16 protein-coding genes are annotated in these 19229 nt (G+C 43.9%); 10 read left to right on the top strand and 6 right to left on the bottom strand.

Annotated elements, in window-relative coordinates; all coding sequences use genetic code 11:
• The first annotated feature begins 43 nt into the window (after positions 1-43).
• The 4 genes from kdpB to VB836_RS16185 all read left to right on the top strand — a co-directional run bounded on the left by kdpB (position 44) and on the right by VB836_RS16185 (position 4918).
• Positions 44-2101, top strand: a complete 2058-nt coding sequence (kdpB, locus tag VB836_RS16200) for a potassium-transporting ATPase subunit KdpB (RefSeq protein WP_323220675.1) — start codon at positions 44-46, stop codon at positions 2099-2101.
• 566 nt (positions 2102-2667) lie between these two features.
• The gene (gene kdpF, locus VB836_RS16195; RefSeq protein ID WP_323220673.1) at positions 2668-2910 is read left to right on the top strand and encodes a K(+)-transporting ATPase subunit F; all 243 of its coding nucleotides are present in this window, start codon (positions 2668-2670) and stop codon (positions 2908-2910) included.
• Between the two features lie 47 nt (positions 2911-2957).
• On the top strand, positions 2958-3533 hold the full coding sequence (gene kdpC / locus VB836_RS16190) for a K(+)-transporting ATPase subunit C (RefSeq protein WP_323220671.1): 576 nt from the start codon (positions 2958-2960) through the stop codon (positions 3531-3533).
• Between the two features lie 227 nt (positions 3534-3760).
• The gene (locus VB836_RS16185) at positions 3761-4918 is read left to right on the top strand and encodes a sensor histidine kinase KdpD (RefSeq protein WP_323220669.1); all 1158 of its coding nucleotides are present in this window, start codon (positions 3761-3763) and stop codon (positions 4916-4918) included.
• A gap of 216 nt (positions 4919-5134) precedes the next feature.
• Here VB836_RS16185 and VB836_RS16180 read toward each other — a convergent pair whose 3' ends face one another.
• Positions 5135-5728 carry a phycobiliprotein lyase gene (locus VB836_RS16180; RefSeq protein ID WP_046277608.1) on the bottom strand — a complete coding sequence of 198 codons (594 nt, stop codon included), beginning with the start codon at positions 5726-5728 and terminating at the stop codon, positions 5135-5137.
• 308 nt (positions 5729-6036) lie between these two features.
• On the opposite strand from VB836_RS16180, the gene VB836_RS16175 reads away from it, so the two are divergent.
• Together VB836_RS16175 and VB836_RS16170 are read left to right on the top strand one after the other, a co-directional pair.
• Positions 6037-6204: an NblA/ycf18 family protein gene (locus VB836_RS16175; RefSeq protein WP_046277609.1), complete on the top strand. Its 168-nt coding sequence runs from the start codon at positions 6037-6039 to the stop codon at positions 6202-6204.
• A 245-nt stretch (positions 6205-6449) separates the two neighbouring features.
• Complete coding sequence (locus VB836_RS16170; protein WP_323220667.1) at positions 6450-7652, top strand: RNA-guided endonuclease InsQ/TnpB family protein; 1203 nt, start codon at positions 6450-6452, stop codon at positions 7650-7652.
• 65 nt (positions 7653-7717) lie between these two features.
• On the opposite strand, the gene pstB is transcribed toward VB836_RS16170, so the two are convergent.
• From pstB to pstS (VB836_RS16145), 5 genes are all read right to left on the bottom strand, one after another.
• On the bottom strand, positions 7718-8539 hold the full coding sequence (pstB, locus tag VB836_RS16165; protein WP_323220665.1) for a phosphate ABC transporter ATP-binding protein PstB: 822 nt from the start codon (positions 8537-8539) through the stop codon (positions 7718-7720).
• 85 nt (positions 8540-8624) lie between these two features.
• Positions 8625-9515, bottom strand: a complete 891-nt coding sequence (gene pstA, locus VB836_RS16160) for a phosphate ABC transporter permease PstA (protein ID WP_323220663.1) — start codon at positions 9513-9515, stop codon at positions 8625-8627.
• 82 nt (positions 9516-9597) lie between these two features.
• Positions 9598-10554, bottom strand: a complete 957-nt coding sequence (gene pstC / locus VB836_RS16155) for a phosphate ABC transporter permease subunit PstC (protein WP_323220662.1) — start codon at positions 10552-10554, stop codon at positions 9598-9600.
• 143 nt (positions 10555-10697) lie between these two features.
• Positions 10698-11876, bottom strand: a complete 1179-nt coding sequence (pstS, locus tag VB836_RS16150) for a phosphate ABC transporter substrate-binding protein PstS (RefSeq protein WP_323220660.1) — start codon at positions 11874-11876, stop codon at positions 10698-10700.
• Between the two features lie 153 nt (positions 11877-12029).
• A complete protein-coding gene (gene pstS, locus VB836_RS16145; RefSeq protein WP_323220658.1) occupies positions 12030-13205 on the bottom strand; it encodes a phosphate ABC transporter substrate-binding protein PstS in 1176 nt (391 codons plus the stop codon).
• A gap of 661 nt (positions 13206-13866) precedes the next feature.
• On the opposite strand from pstS (VB836_RS16145), the gene bioB reads away from it, so the two are divergent.
• The 4 genes from bioB to VB836_RS16125 all read left to right on the top strand — a co-directional run bounded on the left by bioB (position 13867) and on the right by VB836_RS16125 (position 19060).
• Complete coding sequence (gene bioB / locus VB836_RS16140) at positions 13867-15000, top strand: biotin synthase BioB (protein ID WP_407659680.1); 1134 nt, start codon at positions 13867-13869, stop codon at positions 14998-15000.
• A gap of 357 nt (positions 15001-15357) precedes the next feature.
• Positions 15358-15942, top strand: coding sequence for a biotin transporter BioY (locus VB836_RS16135; RefSeq protein WP_323220656.1), 585 nt, complete (start codon positions 15358-15360; stop codon positions 15940-15942).
• A gap of 244 nt (positions 15943-16186) precedes the next feature.
• On the top strand, positions 16187-16696 hold the full coding sequence (gene lspA / locus VB836_RS16130; RefSeq protein WP_323220654.1) for a signal peptidase II: 510 nt from the start codon (positions 16187-16189) through the stop codon (positions 16694-16696).
• A 102-nt stretch (positions 16697-16798) separates the two neighbouring features.
• Positions 16799-19060 carry a transglycosylase domain-containing protein gene (locus VB836_RS16125; protein WP_323220652.1) on the top strand — a complete coding sequence of 754 codons (2262 nt, stop codon included), beginning with the start codon at positions 16799-16801 and terminating at the stop codon, positions 19058-19060.
• Positions 19061-19229: the final 169 nt, after the last annotated feature.

Raw genomic sequence — 19229 nt, 5'->3', positions numbered from 1 at the left:
TCTCAAAAAAAACCCATCCGTTACCCAATCCGTTTCCAAAAGCATGAACTCCAAAATCTCAAAACAAAACCATCCGTTACCCAATTTATCGGGCTTATATCAACAAGCCCTTCAACAAGCCTTCGTTAAACTTCACCCGCGCATCATGGCAAAAAATCCCGTCATGTTTGTGGTTTGGGTGGGAACAATAATCACCGCTTTATTAACCGTAAACCCCAACTTATTCGGTACTGTAACCGGAGACAATCTTTATTTATTTAACGGTTTAATTGCCGTTATTTTGCTGTTTACCGTTGTGTTTGCCAACTTTGCCGAAGCCGTCGCCGAAGGACGGGGAAAAGCCCAAGCCGATGCGTTACGATCAACAAAATCTGAAACCATTGCGCGAAAATTGCTCCCAGATGGTACAATAGAGCAGGTAAGTTCGACCAACCTCAGACAAGGCGATCGCATATCTGTTGTCGCAGGGGACGTGATTCCCGCCGATGGTGAAGTGTTGGAGGGCGTGGCATCGGTTGACGAATCCGCGATTACCGGAGAATCGGCACCAGTTCTCAAAGAAGCGGGTTCGGATGTCGCCAGTTCAGTCACAGGGGGAACTCGAATCATTTCTGATGAATTGATTATCCGTGTGACGGCTGACCCCGGAAAAGGATTTATTGACCGGATGATTGCATTAGTTGAAGGGGCAGAACGCAGCAAAACCCCCAACGAAATTGCTTTAACGGTTCTTCTGGCGGTTTTGACTTTAGTCTTTTTAATTGTTATTTCCACCATTCCCCCGGTTGCGTTTTATGCCAATAGTCCTGTTAGCATCACCCTGTTAATTGCATTATTAGTCGCGTTAATTCCGACAACAATTGGCGGACTTTTAAGTGCAATTGGCATTGCGGGAATGGATAGAGTTGCTCAATTTAATGTGGTTGCAACTTCAGGACGGGCGGTGGAAGCTTGCGGCGATGTCAATACTTTAGTCTTAGATAAAACCGGAACCATTACGTTAGGAAATCGACTCGCCGAAGAATTTATTCCCGTTGATGGATACAGCGTGGAAGATGTCGCTAAAATTGCCCTAGCTGCGAGTATTTTTGATACCACTCCCGAAGGAAAATCCATCGTGCGGTTAGCCGAAGGAATGGACGCTCAGGTAGATTTTAACATAAAAAAAGCCACAGGAGTTGAATTTTCCGCCCGAACTCGCATGAGCGGAACCGACTTACCCGACGGGGGCGAAGTTCGTAAAGGCGCGGTAGACGCGATACGGGGGTTTGTTCGTTCCCGAGGGGGACAACCTTCCGAGGATGTAAACACCGCTTATGAGAGAGTTTCGTTACTCGGAGGAACACCTTTAGCGGTTTGTCGGGATAACGAAATTTACGGCGTAATTTACCTCAAAGATATTATCAAACCCGGAATTCGCGAACGTTTTAATCAACTCCGTCGGATGGGAGTTCGCACTGTAATGTTAACCGGAGATAACCGCATTACGGCGTCTGTTATCGCTAAAGAAGCGGGGGTTGATGATTTTATTGCCGAAGCCACACCCGAAGACAAAATTCAAGTTATTCAACAAGAACAAGCCCAAGGAAAGTTAGTCGCAATGACGGGAGATGGAACAAATGATGCCCCCGCTTTAGCCCAAGCAAATGTGGGTTTGGCGATGAATTCGGGAACTCAAGCGGCGAAAGAAGCGGCGAATATGGTGGATTTAGATTCGGACCCGACGAAGTTAATTGATTTGGTTACAATTGGCAAACAACTGTTAATTACTCGCGGCGCTTTAACCACTTTTTCGGTGGCGAATGATATTGCAAAATATTTTGCAATTATTCCGGCGATGTTTGCGGGTGCAGGAATTGGGGCGTTAAATATCATGGGTTTAAATAGTCCGAATTCGGCGGTTCTTTCGGCGTTGATTTACAATGCGTTGATTATTCCGGCGTTAATTCCCTTGGCGTTAACGGGGGTGAAATTTCGTCCGTTGACTGCAAATCAATTGTTACAACGCAACATCTTAATTTATGGTCTTGGCGGTGTGATTGCACCGTTTATCGCTATCAAATTTATTGATGTGACGATTTCGGCGATTGGTTTTGCCTAACGGATTTCCCGTTAATTCTCAATAGAATCCCCCCTTTCTAAGCACAGGACTGTTCCATTTTTAACCCCATCTTCTCTACCTCTCCCTAACCCTCTCGACCTCTCCCTACCCTCTCTATCCCCCCTGCCCCCCTTTGAAAGGCAGGGCTGTTTCATTCTCGGTTCAAAAATGCGATCGCCAAATCTTAAAAGCCTTTCTCTGTAAAGAAAAGGAGGATTATTTCAACAGTTTTGAGATTTTCTGTTTAAATAGAGCCTAAAACTTGCCCCCCATCAAAGGTTTAGCGATCGCAAAATTTTAGAATGAAACGGCCCTGCCCTTTGAAAGGGGGGTTAGGAGAGGGAAAAGGAAAAAAGTTTTTTATTGGGATAAGAGTTGTAGATATTTAATAAACTTAAAAATCCTCCCCTCGCCTTACCCCCCCCTTTCAAAGGGGGGATCAAGGGGGGATCAAACCGGGGGCTAGGTAAAATTAAACGGGCGGATAAATACAACCCATCTACAAACAAAATATCCGACAATTTTTGTACATTTATCGGGGCGCAAGCCTTGCGCCCCTACGGACAATGAAACTGAATTCTTTTCTCGAAACCTGTGATTTAATTGGGAGTCGATTTCTACATCGAAAACTATCCCTCAGTCTGTTTTTAGCACTTTGTTTCAATGTGGTTCTCGCACCCTTAGTTTATGCGGCGACTAACAACAATATTGCTAAAAGTTCCGCCTATGCTTTGGGACTTTTAGGATTAGTCGTTATCGGACTGGCTGTTTATCTATTTGTTGTCATTCTTCAACCTGAGAGGTTTTAATCCGGCTGAGACAAGTTCTGTATTTCAATTAAATAGGAGTTCAAAACATGATTTCAGAATTAATGATTGGAGTTCGTAACACGTTTATTTTGTGGGTAATTACCGCAATTTTCTATCCAGCTTTACTTCTAATTATCGGTCAAGTTGCTTTTCCCTATCAAGCCAATGGAAGTTTAATTACAAACGCTCAAGGTGAGATTGTTGGTTCTGCTTTAATCGGACAATCTTTCACTTCTGAACGCTATTTTTGGAGTCGTCCGAGTACCATTAATTATAGTCAGGGAGAAGATAGCGCACCAACAGGAATTTCAGGGGCTAGTAATCTTGCACCCAGTAATCCTGATTTAATCACCCGAATTCAACAGGAAAAAACTCGACTTCAACAAGCAGGAATTCAACCCACTGCTGATTTAGTTTATACTTCTGGTTCGGGTTTAGACCCTCATATTACTCCAGAAGCGGCTCAAGTTCAAGTTGCAAGAGTCGCACAAGCCCGTTCAATTTCTACCGAAGAAATTCAAGAATTAATTGTTCAAAATACCGACAAACGCTTTCTCGGAATTTTTGGAGAACCGGGCGTTAATGTCCTCAAGTTGAATTTGGCCTTAAATCAATTGAGTTAATTCAATTATCGTGATTTGGGTGTATCAAATTTACATCTGTTTATTCTTGCATAACTATCAGAAACCGGGTTTCTTACAACTTCTATAAGCTTGTCTATATTTTTCGTTATCGAACCCGGTTTCTCAGAAATTTCTTTTGATGTACTATCAGAAACCGGGTTTCTTGCAACTTCTATAAGCTTGTCTAGATTTTTCGTTATCGAACCCGGTTTCTCAGAAAAATAAAAATGATTAAATCTAACGAAATTTTAACAACCGTTAATCCCCAATTAACAGGAAAAAATAAAGTGTCACTTCGTCGCGGGAAACACAAAATTTTTATTGGAATGTCGCCCGGTGTTGGTAAAACTTACCGGATGTTGGAAGAAGGAAAAATTATCAAACAAGATGGAATTGATGTGGTAATTGGACTGTTAGAAACTCATGGACGAGAAGACACTGCAAATAAAGCGATGGGGTTAGAATTAATTCCTCGCAAAAATGTGATTTTATCCCATCGAAGCTTGACAGAAATGGATACAGATGCCATAATAGAAAGGCAGCCACAACTGGTGTTAATCGATGAACTCGCGCACACCAATATTCCCGGTTCAAAGTTTGTCAAACGTTATCAAGATGTCGAACAAATTCTCGCCGCCGGAATTGATGTGTATTCAACGGTTAATATTCAACATCTCGAAAGTTTAAATGATTTAGTCTTTCGCATTTCAGGTATAGTTGTTCGAGAACGAATTCCCGACTCAGTTATCGATGAAGCGGATGAAGTCGTTGTCGTTGATGTCACGCCAGAAACCCTTCAAGAACGGCTAAAAGAAGGGAAAATATATGCTCCTGAAAAAATTGATCAGGCGTTGAATCATTTCTTTAAACGACGTAATTTAATTGCACTGCGGGAGTTAGCGCTGCGAGAAGTTGCGGATAATGTCGAAGAAAGTGGTTGTAATGGGAATAAATCTGACTATTGCAATATCCGTGAACGGGTTTTAGTTTGTATTTCCACTTATCCTAATTCTATCAGACTTTTGCGACGAGGCGCAAGAATTTCTAACTACATGAATGCCAAATTATACGCTTTATTTGTAGATAATCATAATCAGTTTCTCTCCAAAGAAGATAGCATCCATATAGAAACTTGTGAACGACTCTGTAAAGAATTTCATGGAGAATTTATTCGAGTTCAATCAACGAATGTTTTAGATACAATTGTAGAAGTTGCTCAGACTCAAAGAATTACTCAAATCGTCATCGGTGAAACCCATCGTTCTCGCTGGCAATTATTCTTTAAAGGCTCAATTATTCAGCGTTTAATGCGATCGCTTCCCGATATTGATATTCACATCATCGCCACAGAAAATCAAGAAAGAGAGGGCGGGTTTATACAGTGATCAGTTAACAGTAAACAGTGACCAGTTATTTCAGTGAACAGTGAACAGCTTTTACAGTTGACAGTTTACAGTTTACAGTGACCAGTTTTTACAGTTGACAGTTTACAGTTATTAGTTATTAGTTACCAGTTTTTACAGTTATCACTGGTCACTGGTCACTGTTCACTGTTCACTGTAAAAGCTGGTCACTGTTCACTGATCACTGTTCACTGTAAATTACCAACCTAAAGCAGAATAAAAAGCTGTATTTTCTGCATTTTCAGACTCAGAAGAAGCCTTTGAGTCTGTCTCCTCAATCCGAATTTCCGTACAGAAAGTAGAAGTATTAAACCCACCGAACCGTTTAACTGCACTGGTTCGCATTCTGACATTAGGACTGGCAAACCAAAAGCGTTCTATCGAACTCATCGTTTCATATTCAGTGACTAAGATTAAAGCATCATCTTCATCCATCTCAAACTGTCCGACAACCGGAACAATTTCCGCATAGCCTCGTTCTCGCAACATTCGACCTTTGCGGGGATTATCCGCATCAGGAACAATAGCAAAAACCGTCGAACCGGAGTGATTTTCATCATCCTTATCCCAAGCCATTTCACCATTCCAAGTCACATAGGCACCTCCGGCTGCAATTGCCGGATCGACATCGTGCATTTTGCAGATTTCAACCACTTTTGGATCATCCGCACTCAGGGCTTCAACGTTGATTTTAGAATGACCCTTTTCAGCTTGTCTAAAAGCTAAATGATGGGTAGTTCGTAAAGACTGCCACTGTCCCGCACTCTGCCGAAAGAATTGCATTGCATCCATGCAGAAACTCTCCCTTTGATTGATTTTATAGGCTAATACCTTTTCTATGATAGGGCTATTAGGGTTCCGGGGGAGACAGTCATCGCTCACCCCCGTCAGCAATTTTTTACCTATTCCCAGTACCCAGTACCCAGTACCCTGATCTAACTATAAACTTTTGCAAAGTATATTAGTGAAAAATTGTACATCATGGACAGATTGTCAAGTAGTTGTTACGATAATTTACAAATAGAGAAGAGCAGAGTAGACGGTCCCACGTTACCTGCTAATTCTGTAGGTCGAAGTTGCACGTCCAAGAGGAGAACACAATGAAAGCACCTGGAAATCTAAGTTTAGAGCAACAGTTCAAGCTCCAAGTCCTGCGGGAGCAAGTTAAGGGTCTGAGCCTAGAAGAAGCTCAAGACTATTTGCTGGAAGTCTTACGCCAAAGTATGGTTAAAGATAATTTGATGCGTCACTGGATGAAAAACCCTTGACGAAGGACAACACAAAAAAGAAGTCAGAAGCACCTCTGTCCTCTGACTTCTATCTTAATATCGTGAGAGGACTCCCACCACATCCGTGAGGTTTGGCGGTGAGATGAATCACGACAAAAATAAATATGAGCGGTAGCGAATCCGATTAATTTTGTGGAGTTGCCTGTTGCTCAACATATTTTTTCAATTGACATTTTTAAGCGTTAAGTGTTATTTAAACAGAAGATTCTCAATGTAGAGTAGCAATGTTAGAGGTTCTCAAAGTAAGACTGTACCAAAACAAAGAACAAGAAGTGGCTTTAGCTAAAAACTTTGGCTGCTGTCGCATGGTATGGAATTATTATTTAGAGAAAACCAACACTCAGTACAAGGAAACAGGAAAAGGGTTAAGTTATTGCGACATGGCTGCATATTTAACTCAACTTAAAAAATTACCTAATTACTCGTTCCTACAAGAAGCTACTGCTGCTACATTACAGCAATCATTAAAGAATTTAGAAACTGCTTTCAAAAACTTCTTTGCTCACCGAGCTAGATTTCCTCAATTCAAAAACAAGCGGAAAAAACAATCAATTCGTTATCCCGAAAGTTGTTCGATTAAAGGGAATGGAGTCAAACTTCCCAAACTAGGGATTGTTAAAGCCAAACTCTCAAAAACAATTAGCAGCCCAATTAAATCTGTTACCGTGTCTAAGACAAGTACAGATAAATATTTTGCTGCTATTCTGTTTGAATCTGACAATTTACCCCTTGATATCACTGGGAAAATCTCAGGAATCGACTTAGGGTTAACAAGTTTGGTAACGATGTTTGACGGTGAAACTTACACGAAAGTCGATCCAATTAAACCCACTAGAAAATATGCCAAGCGATTAAAAAGAAGGCAGCAAGCATCATCTCGAAAGACAAAGGGTTCTAATAACCGTAAGAAGCAAGTCAAAAGGGTTGCTAAAGTCCATGAAAAGATAGCAAACACAAGAGTTGACTTCCTTCATAAACTTTCCAGAAAGTTAGTTGACGAGAACCAAGTCATTGTAGTGGAAAACCTTTGCGTTAAAGGATTAGCACGCACCAAGCTAGCAAAATCTGTGTTAGATGCTAGTTTTGGAATGCTAATTAATTTCCTGGGCTACAAAATTGAAAGAGAGGGAGGAAAGTTGATTGAAGTTGACAGATTTTTCCCAAGTACAAAGCTTTGCAATTGCTGCAAATTCAAAAACGATTCATTGAATTTAAGTATTCGTGAATGGGTTTGTCCAAACTGTAAAACTCACCATGATAGAGATGAGAATGCAGCGAAAAACATTAGGGAAGAAGGTCTAAGAATACTGTCAACAAATACTGTGGGACACACAGGAATTCAAGCTTGTGGAGAAGAAATAAGACTCAGTAGTGCTTGCACTAAAAAGCATTCTTCCGTGAAACAAGAATCCCCCGTCACAGCTTAAGCTTGACGGGGGAGTGTCAACAACCCACCTCAAAGTTGAGGTAGAAAGAGTAAAATTGTTCTGTTTTATCCAAAGCGACCACTTACATATTGTTGAGTTGATTCTTCTTGGGGGTTTTGGAAAATCGTCTGGGTGTCATCAAACTCAACCAAATACCCGAAACGCTTACCCCCTTCAATCGCCTTGGCGTTAAAGAAAGCCGTCATATCTGCAACCCGTGTTGCTTGCTGCATATTGTGAGTTACGATAATAATCGTGTAATTTTCCTTGAGTTCGTGAATTAAATCCTCAACCGAGAGTGTAGAAATCGGGTCGAGAGAAGCACAAGGTTCATCCATCAATACAACATCAGGGTTCACCGCAACAGTACGAGCAATACAGAGACGTTGTTGCTGACCTCCAGAAAGAGCGAAACCACTTTGACCGAGTTTATCTTTAACTTCATCCCAAAGTACCGCTTGACGGAGCGATCGCTCTACGATCTCATCCATTTGTTCTTTGGTTTTCGCCAATCCGTTTACCTTCACCCCGTAAGCAATATTATCATAAATAGATTTAGGGAAAGGATTCGGTTTTTGAAACACCATCCCAATTCGGCGTCGGACTTCTACGGGGTCAATATCGGGGTCGTAGAGGTTCTTATTTTGATAATAAATCTTCCCATCTAAATGAAAAATCGGAATCAAATCATTGAGGCGATTAAAACAGCGCAGAATGGTACTTTTCCCACATCCAGAAGGGCCGATAAATGCGGTGACTTTATTTTTGGGAATATTCAGAGAAACACCCCGAACCGCCTTAAAATCCCCATAGAAAACGTCTAAATTCTCAGCTTGTAGAACCGTTTCCGTTTCGTTGACCGTTTTTTGATAGCTATAGTCCTTCATAACCCCTAACTTCCTGTAAATTTTTCAAGATTGAATCGTCCAGCACCCAGTGGTACAAATCTCCCAATTATTGAGTTTTCTGACCTTAGAAATCACCTTGACGAGAAGCCCAACGAGTCAGAATACTCGTGATCAAAACCAAAAGAACCAACACCAGGGAGGCAGCCCAAGCAAATTCCTGCAAAATCTTATCGAATCCTCGGGCAAATTCGTAAACCAAATAAGCCAAGGAAGGCAAAGTCGGTGCAAACGGCCCTCTAGGCCAGTTGTTGGTGTAGACCACAGTAAACAGCAAGGGAGCCGTTTCTCCCGCCGCCCGGGCGACTGCTAACGTTACCCCGGTTAAAATCGCCGGAATAGCAGCCGGAAGAACCACTTGTAAAACCGTTTGATAGTTCGATGCCCCAATTCCCACAGAAGCTTGACGGATATCTTGGGGAATAATTTGTAGGGCTTCATCTGTAGTTCGGACAATGGTTGGCAGCATCAATACTGCTAATGCAATGGCTCCGGCGATCACCGAAAACTGTCCGGTTGTCAAGACAATTGAACTATAAGCGAAAACCCCGGCAATAATCGAGGGAACTCCACTCATCACGTTCGTTGCGAAACGAATAGACTGAGCGACTTGACCCCCGCTAAACTCTGATAAGAAGATAGCGGCTAGCACTCCAAACGGAACCGCAATTAAAGCAGCGATCCCAACCACCATCAGGGTACCTAAAATAGCACTGGCAATTCCACCCGTAGTTTGACCCGCAGCAGGAGGCAACTTGGTAAATAAGTCTATATTGAGGCGGCTTCCACCTTTGAGCAAAACGTAAAACAAAACCGCAAACAGAGGAATCACCGTCAGAGCGATGCAAGTCCCAGCAAGGCCCGTCATTGCAACATCTAAAATATCTCGGGGACGACTGCGATCGCGAATTAAACTTTTAGCACCTGGATCGGTGTAAGGTTGAGCATAATTTGACATAGCGACTATGAGGATAACTTCAGTTTAACAACTCGAAACAATTTGCCTATCAGTCTTTGAGCGTGCATTTGTGCCTGAGTAGTTACTGGTATTTTGATTGAACTCGGCTGACAATCATTTGAGCCAGAACATTGACGATCAAAGTCAGCAGAAAAAGCACCATACCGGCATACATCAACGCCGAAACTTGCAAACCCGAAGCTTCAGGGAATTGGTTAGCCATCAGAGAAGCAATGGTGTTACCGGGAGCAAATAGAGAAATATTGACGTTGTTGGAGTTGCCAATAATCATAGTAGCCGCCATTGTTTCTCCCATCGCCCGCCCCAGTCCGAGCATCACTCCCCCAACAATCCCGGAAAAGGCAGCCGGAATTAAAATTTGGAAAATCGTGATCCAACGAGTTGCACCCAAGCCCATCGAAGCTTGCCGTAAGTCCGAAGGTAAACTAGCCAGAGAGTCCCGAGCAATAACAGTGATAATTGGCAAAGTCATAATCGCCAAAATCACACCCGCCGGAAACATACCGGGGCCAGCAGGAGGTGTACTAAAGATGGGAATCCAGCCAAAGCTTTTGTATATAAACATTTGGATGGGTCGTAAAAAGGGAATCAACACAAAAATTCCCCATAAACCATAGACAACACTCGGAATAGCAGCCAGCAGTTCGACGAGAAACGTTAAGATTCTGCGAACTCCGGGAGGAATAAAATCTTCACTCAAAAAAATCGCCGTTCCTAAACCCAAAGGAACAGCTATCAGCAAAGCAATAAAGGAACTAACTAGGGTTCCATAAATCATCGGCCAAGCGCCATAGGTTTCTTGAACCGGGTTCCAGGCGCTCGTAAACAGAAAGCCTAAACCAAACTTTTGGAACGCGGGAATCGCTTGCTGGGCAATGGGCAATGCAATCAAAAGCAAAATTCCAGCAATACCCCAAGCAAAAATGCGCGTTAGCCAAATAAAGCCTGAGTCTAGTTTCTTCTCGACATCTGTGCGAGATCGTCCAACATCTCGAACATTACCTACGGGTGCAACCATAATTCAGTGTTTCGTGAAGGGGTTGTGTGTTTATTTTTTGATGAACTCTAGAAAACAGAGGAAGATTTTCAAGTAGGGGTGAAGTACGTCGCCTATAGGAGCCGTTCACCCACTCAGCCTCAGCTTACCCAATCAGGGCTTGATTACTTGACTTTAATCTGGAAATCTGGGCTGATTTTGTCTGCGACTTCTGCTACTCTCTCTCTAACGTTCTGAGGGAGTTGAATGTAACCCAACTCGGGACTGATTTCTTGACCTTGATTTAAGCCGTATTCCACCATCGCCTCAATTGATTTAGCAATGACGGGATCAGGAGATTCTCTGTAGACGAGCAACCAACTGTAGGTCACAATCGGATAAGATTCATCCCCTTCTGGATCGTCTATAAATGCCCTTAAATCGTCCGGTAAAGGCACTGATTCTAAAGCTCTAGTCGCTGAAGAGCCAGTCGCCTCCACAAAGTTACCCGATTTGTTTTCTAAAGTTGCCGCTGGTAAGCCCGCACTCCGAGCAAACCCATACTCTAGAAAACCAATTGCACCGGGAGATTGTCTGACTTGAGCCGCTACACCATCATTTCGCGCCCCGCCCACTCCCACAGGCCACTGTACGCTTACCCCTTGTCCGATTTTATTCTTCCACTCTTGACTAATGGCACTCATGTGCCGAGTAAATACCCCTGTGGTTCCACTTCCGTCAGAACGGAAAACCACAGTTAACGGTTGGTTTGGCAATTGCACACCAGGGTTATCTTTGGCGATCGCCGGATCGTTCCAGTTCCTAATCTTACCGAGAAAAATATCTGCATAAGTCTTCCGAGACAGTCTCAGATTCTCCACCCCTGGAAGATTGTAAGCTAAAACAATGCTCCCTGCTGTCATTGGCAGCAAGAAAACCCCTCTTTGAACTCGGGCAATTTCTTCATCGGTCATTGCCACATCACTCGCGCTAAACTGTACTAACCCTTGAGTGAATCGTTCAATGCCTGCTCCACTACCTACAGACTGATAATCAATTTGCAGATTTGGCGTTTTTCGAGAGAGTTCTTGGAACCACCGTTGATACAACGGAGCGGGAAAAGATGCACCCGCGCCCACTAAATTAACTCGTTGGTTGAGAACGAGCCGATCATTACCAGAACCATTGGTACTGTCGTTGCCTCCACAAGAGGCTAGCACCAACACTGAAGCAACTGCCAACACCTGAGTGATCCGACTTGAGAGATTGATTAGATTGAGACGAAAGAGTAAAGGGATGGGATGCTTCTCAGCTTTTGCGTGAGATCGTCCAACATCTTGAACGTTACCACGAGGTGTAACCATAATTTAGTGTTTTGAGCGTGCGTTTGTTTTCCTAATCAATCTTGCGAAACCATCCATAAACCGTTTTTCGGGTTAGACAAGCCATTTAAACTGTCTGTTTCGCAGATAATTGACCTGGAAACAAACAGCTTCCCAGCGATCATCACGACCCAGTTAATTTACATTGATCTGGTAATCGGGGCTAATTTGATCGGCAACTGCTGCAACTTTCTCTCTGACGTTCTGAGGCAGTTTAATATAGCCTAAATCGGGGCCGATTTCTTGACCTTTAGTTAAGCTGTATTCCACCATTGCCTCAATGGATTTAGCAACTTCTGGATCGGGGTATTCTCCGTAAATTAGGAGCCAGGTATAGCTAACAATGGGATAGGATTCTTCTCCCTCTGGATCGGGAACAAATGCTCGTAAGTCTTCCGGTAATTGAATGGCTTCTAGTGTTTTGGAGGTTGATTCATCGGTAAGTTCAACGAACTGACCCGACTTATTTTCTAGGGCTGCCAGAGGTATACCTGCACTCTTAGCATAACCATATTCAATGTAACCAATAGCGCCGGGGGTTTGACTGACCTGAGCCGTTACGCCTTCATTCCCTTTACCGCCAATTCCTACCGGCCACTGTACGGTTTTACCATCTCCGACGCTGTTCTTCCAGTCTTCACTAGCAGCACTCATGTGTTGCGTGAATACTCCTGTAGTTCCACTACCGTCAGAACGATAGACTACAGTAATCGGTTGATCGGGTAATTGCAAGCCGGGGTTATCTTCGGCGATCGCTGGATCATTCCAGTTGGTAATCTTACCCAGAAAGATGTCTGCATAAGTTTGCCGAGAGAGCTTGAGTCCTTCGACTCCAGAAAGATTATAAGCTAAACCGATACTTCCTGCTGTTACAGGCAGCATTAAAACGCCTCTTTGAACTTTGGCAATTTCTTCATCGGTCATTGCCACATCGCTAGCGCCAAACTGCACCAAGCCTTGGGTAAACCGTTCAACTCCCGCTCCACTACCCACAGACTGATAATCAATTTGCAAGTTCTGTGTACCTTGAGAAAATTCTTGAAACCAACGCTGATAAAGAGGAGCAGGGAATGTTGCACCCGCACCCACTAAGTTTACTTGTTGGTTGAGAACGAGTCTAGCATCGGCCCCATCCCCAGATGCAGCCGGGGCTGTGCCACCATCTGTCGTCGGGGTTGTGCCACCACCACCTGTTGTATTGGTTGCGGTATCGCTGCCCCCTCCACAAGCGGCTAACGTCGCCACGAGAGCCACAGCCGAAACTTTTGCGATCAAGCTAGAGAGATTGATTGAATTGAGACGAAAAACCATAACAATGGGATTGTTGTGTTGACTGCACGAATACCCTAGAGGATAGCGTCTCACTAACAAATCAAGGTAAAGGAAAGGTTAAAGATTCAGCAAAATTATTAATCAAGAAGCAAATCTTAATCAGTCGTCTCAGTCTAGGGCCAAATTGTATAAAATCTCTGGCAATCAAGACAGACAACACACAAGCTCAACAGGAACAGGGGTAGCGGGTAACAGATTCAGGGTGAGGAATGACTGCAAAAGTAGTAAGATGTTGACATACTCCCCATTTCTAAAGAAAGGGGATTCTCCAAACCTCACGGCTTTGGATTACTGATTCATTGACAACCCTTACAGCAAGCTGGTTTCCTAACCTACTCTTTGAGGGGTTCGTCTCCCCAGTCGTTCATCCCATTTCAGAGATAGTTTCGGTATGCCCTACCGTACTTGAGAAAAAAATGCTTGATTCTCTGTACTTGGTGCTTTAAGGTTTTATATGGCCAAAGCATTCCTGGCAAGAACCCCATACCTTAAGTTTTCAAGGTTCATTGCATCGATTAGATGCTGGGTTTTTCAACTGGTTGAATACCCTGCCAGTAGAGTTATTATAGCATTTGAAAGAGCCTTATATCCCCATACCTAAAAGGTAGGGGCGTGTGCGGCAATTTTTGGTAAAATTTGGATGAATTTCAAACTACAGAAGCGTAACGTGGTTCAAGTCCCACTCTCAACCCATCTTCAAGGCGACGGCTCAATCTCTTCTCTAGAGAACGTTCCAGCACAGGGAATCTCGCAATCCCTTCAAACCTGGCTGAAGGATCTAGCCGATCGGATCATTTCCGGAGATTCCATCAGTCGCTCAGAAGCGATCGCCCTGACCCAACAAATCACAACGCAAGATGAGATTCTGCTGCTGTGTGAAGCCGCCGATCGCGTCCGTCAAGCCTGTTGTGGTAATATCGTTGATCTCTGTAGCATTATCAACGTTAAATCAGGAAACTGCTCAGAAAACTGTGGCTTTTGTTCTCAGTCGGCTCATCATCCCGGTGACAATTCCCCGGTTTATGGCTTAAAATCCCCTGAAGAAATTCTAGCCCAAGCGAAAGCCGCCGAAGCTGCCGGAGCCAAACGCTTCTGTTTGGTTTCTCAAGGACGCGGCCCCAAATATAGTAGTCCAAAGTCTACTGAATTTGAACAAATTTTAGAGACGGTCAAGCGTATTCAGACTGAAACCCAAATCAAACCCTGTTGCGCCCTGGGAGAACTCACCCCCTCACAAGCAACGGCTTTAGCTGAAGCTGGCGTCACCCGCTACAACCATAACTTAGAAGCCTCAGAGAACTTCTATCCCCAGATCGTCAGTACCCACAGTTGGCGCGATCGCGTCGAAACCGTGAAAAACCTCAAAGCAGCCGGAATTCAAGCCTGCACAGGCGGTATTCTCGGGATGGGTGAATCTTGGGAAGATCGCATCGACTTAGCCCTAGCCTTACGGGAACTGGAAGTTGAGTCAGTTCCGTTGAACCTCTTGAACCCCCGAGAAGGAACGCCCCTCAGTGATCAACCCAAACTAGACCCCTACGAAGCCTTAAAAGCGATCGCCATCTTTCGACTGATTCTCCCCAAACAAATTCTTCGCTACGCAGGAGGACGAGAAGCCGTCATGGGTGAACTGCAAAGCCTGGGGTTAAAATCAGGGATAAACGCTATGTTAATCGGAAACTACTTGACGACTCTCGGCCAGTCCCCTGAACAAGATCAGGCGATGCTAGAGTCTTTAGGACTGATCGGAGGAGAAGCACCTGTTTTACAGTGAACAGTGAACAGTGACCAGTGACCAGTTAACAGTTAACAGTTTACAGTTATGCAGTGACCAGTTAACAGTTTACAGTGACCAGTTAACAGTAACCAGTTAACAGTGATAACTGTAAAAGCTGGTAACTAATAACTAATAACTGTAAACTCTCTTGCGAAGTTGCTCTCTTGCAAACTTTGCTCTATGCACGAACTTTGCTCTCGCCGGAAACCGCGCCCGTCGCAAGGAACGCGCTCCACGCAGGCGTAACCCCAAGATCGCACTTCGCGCTGTAAACTGTAAAAGCTGGTAACTGCATAACTGTAAACTGTAAACTGTAAAAACTGGTCACTGTTCACTGCATAACTGATAACTGTAATGACTCCTCCCTTGGAATTGCTGTGGGCAATTATTGGCGTTATTTTAACCATCGGTGGCACATTTTTAGAAGCATTTGCTGCCGATCCATCTTGGCTATGGCAACAACAAGAAATCTCGGTTTATTCTTTAGGAGTCACTTATCAAATTGGGGCCGTTTTGTTGGTCGGTTGTATGGGCGGAAAAAATGCAGCCGCTATCTCACAAATTGCTTATCTCGTCCTCGGTTTAACGGTTTTACCTGTCTTTTCTGAAGGGGGCGGGATTGGCTATTTACGAGAACCTACCTTTGGTTATTTACTGGGTTTTGTTCCCGGTGGTTGGGTTTGTGGCATGATTGCCTTTAAAGCTAGCCCAAAGTTAGAACTTTTAGCATTTAGTTGTTTGTGTGGTTTGTTAATCATTCATGGAGTCGGAATCACCTATTTAATTGGTAATCATGTTTTTGAAGGATTCACCACTCAAAATCTATCTTTAATAGACTCCATTCAAAAATACTCCCTTCATCCTCTCCCCGGTCAACTTGGTGTCGCCTGTGCCATTACCGTGTTATCCTATGTATTGCGTGGGTTAATGTTTTATTGAATCAAAATCCCCTAAAAATAGACAGTTGATGTCCGCTTTTCTTTCCCGGTTCCCCGTTTATAAGAAGAATTCAGAACTCAGGAGTCAGAATTCAGTATGAATTCTGTACGAGTGGGTGACGAATATTGGTTAAAACCTCGCCCTCAGTCAAGCGAAAAAAATTAAAATATTCTCGCCTTAAAACTCTATCCCTTTATGGGTAGAGTATTCTGAATTCTGAATTCTGTATTCTGACTCCTGTTTTATGCAATTTCAAAAAAATCCGATTTTTTGGATCGCTGGAATTCTCAGTTTAATTGTCGATCATCTCACGAAATTTTGGATCGTTCAAACCTTAGAACTGACCAATCCTCCCCAAACAATTCCCCTGTGGCTAGATGTTTTTCACTTGACCTATGTGATCAATACCGGGGCGGCATTTAGTTTATTTAGTAATGGGGGGGTATTGTGGTTGCGATGGTTATCGTTGGGGGTAAGTTTAGGATTAATGGGGTTGGCGTGGTGGGGGCCAAGGGTAAATCGTTGGGAACAAATTGGATATGGCTTAATATTAGGGGGAGCATTAGGAAATGGCATTGATCGATTTGTCTCCGGTCATGTGGTCGATTTTTTGGATTTTCGCCTCATTCAATTTCCGGTGTTCAATTTAGCCGATGTTTCGATTAATATTGGGATTGTTTGTTTACTAATTGCGATGTTTATTGGAGAACAACCCCGCCGCCCTCCGACTGATCCATCCGAGAGAAGACCTTAATTCCTCTTTCCCCAACACCCGACATCCAACACACCCCAAGTTCGAGAACTTGCGAGTAAAATGAGTGAAACGCTTTGTGCTGCTTGCCGATCATCGCTCAGTATGACATCAACGAAGCCTCCACAGAAGCCTAGAACCCTTCTGGGTGCTATCACTCAAGTTGTTCAGACCCTCCATGCGAAGGTCAATTTTTCTCGGCTGGTTCTCCAACCCAATGCCCGAGTCCCTGAATTGTGGGTACAAAATGCCGACGCCGATACTGCTGATGTATATCCCCTACTCGGCGATCGCTACACTTTGGGACGTTCCTCTCGTTCTTGTGATATCGTGGTGCGAAACCCGGTTGTCAGTCAGGTGCATCTGTGTCTCGTCCGTCGTGGACGATCAAGATCGCGGCAATTTGTCATCCAAGATGAAAACTCCACCAATGGTATCTATCTCGGGAGTCGTCGCATCGGTCAACTTCCCTTGCGTCATGGAGATTTAATCACTCTCGGCCCTCCTGAACTCGCTAACGGGGTGCGACTGCAATATGTTGATCCCCCCCCTTGGTACAGTCGTTTGCTGTGGTACAGCTTTTTAAGCCTCTGTGGGGTGAGCGCTTCAGCGACGGTGTTGGTCTTAGTTGAGTGGCAAAAATTCTCGGTTCGACCCCTCCCTAAAACGATCACGGGGCCTGTGATTGTATTTTCTCAGGACAATAGCCCCCTACGTCAATCCAGTAATAATGCTCATTTAGAAGTTGAAAATCTCTCGGACGTTTCCAAATATCTCCCCCAAGCCGTAATTGCCTCTGAGGATAGTCGTTTTTATTGGCATTTAGGAGTTGACCCGATTGGCATTACTCGAGCCTTTCTGACGAACGTGGAAGGCGGTACAATTCGTGAAGGCGGCAGTACAATCTCCCAGCAATTGGCAAGAAGTTTGTTTCGCGATTATGTGGGAACAGAAGATTCTGCGGGTCGGAAGTTGCGAGAAGCGATTGTTGCTTTAAAATTAGAAACGATTTATAGCAAAGAGAAGCTGTTATTAACCTATATTAATCGGGTTTTTTTGGGTTTGGATTTGTACGGTTTTGAAGATGCAGCCCAGTTTTATTTTGATAAATCCGCGAAAGAATTAACGCTTTCAGAAGCGGCAACTCTTGCCGGAATTTTACCCGCTCCGAATACGTTTAACCCGATTCAAAATTATCAGCTTGCTGTAGAATATCGCGATCGCGTCATTAGCCGGATGTTAGAATTGCGAATGGTCAGCGAAGAAGAAGCGGATCGAGCGAGGCGATCGCGAATTGAAATTAACCCCAAAGCAAAAGAACTTTTACAAAGCACGGTTGCACCCTATTTCTATGATTATGTATTCACCGAAATTGAAGAACTTTTAGGGGAACAACTCGCCCGAGAAGGCAACTTTATCGTCGAAACGGCGTTAGACCCTCAGTTTCAAAACAAAGCTGAAACTTCCCTTCGCAACAGTCTCAACACAGCCGGGAGGGCGGCGGATTTTTCCCAAGGGGCAATTGTGACGTTAAACTCGACGACGGGGGAAGTGGTTGCGATGGTTGGGGGTGTAGACTATCAAGAAAGTCAGTTTAACCGGGCGACTCAAGCTTTGCGTCAACCGGGATCGACTTTTAAAATTTTTAGCTATGCAGCGGCTTTAAATCAAGGTATTCCGCCGGGAAGTACCTATTCTTGTGAACCGTTAACTTGGCAGGGTCAAAGCTTTCGAGGTTGTGAACGCTCAGGCGGTAGTGTAGATATGTATCGGGGGATGGCATTATCTGAAAATGTTACTGCTTTGCGAATTGCTCAAGAAGTGGGTTTAGATCGAGTGATCACTATGGCAAAACAGTTAGGAGTTCGTTCTGATCTTAAAGCGGTTCCGGGGTTAGTCATCGGTCAAAGTGAAGTAACGTTGTTAGAAATGACAGGTGCATTTGGTACGATTGCTAATGTAGGAATATTCAATCGTCCCCACGCGATTAAACGCATTTTAGATAGTAGTGATTGTACGGATATTAACGATATTACCAGTTGTCGGGTGATTTATTCTTATGATCGTGAAAACCCGGTTCGCCCTCAAGCTTTACAGCCGTTAGTTGCCAGTACAATGACTCAATTATTGCAGGGTGTGATCAGAGGGGGAACGGGTCAAGGTGCGTCGCTCGGAGTCGGAGAAGCGGGGAAAACAGGAACAACGGATGATAATGTTGATCTCTGGTTTATTGGGTTTGTACCCGAATATAACTTCACAACTGGCGTTTGGTTGGGAAATGATGATAATTCAGCGACGAATGGCAGTAGTGGGAATGCGGCTCAGTTGTGGAGAGATTATATGGGTCAGGTGTTAGGAATTCAGTAATAAATCTTCAGTCTTTAGGCTTGGGGGTCGGGTAAGTCGAGAAATTGCGATCAAGACGGGGGATTAAAAACCTGCTTTCTCTGAGAAAGTGGGTTTTTGGGGTGTACGACAGAGGCGATCGCACAGATTATTTGCAACTTAAAACGGAACTTCCGTTGCGCCAAAAATT

Source organism: Limnoraphis robusta BA-68 BA1 (assembly GCF_034932365.1).
In the GTDB taxonomy this organism is placed as follows: Bacteria; Cyanobacteriota; Cyanobacteriia; order Cyanobacteriales; family Microcoleaceae; genus Capilliphycus; species Capilliphycus robustus.
This window is presented reverse-complemented; position numbering and strand designations above follow the sequence as displayed.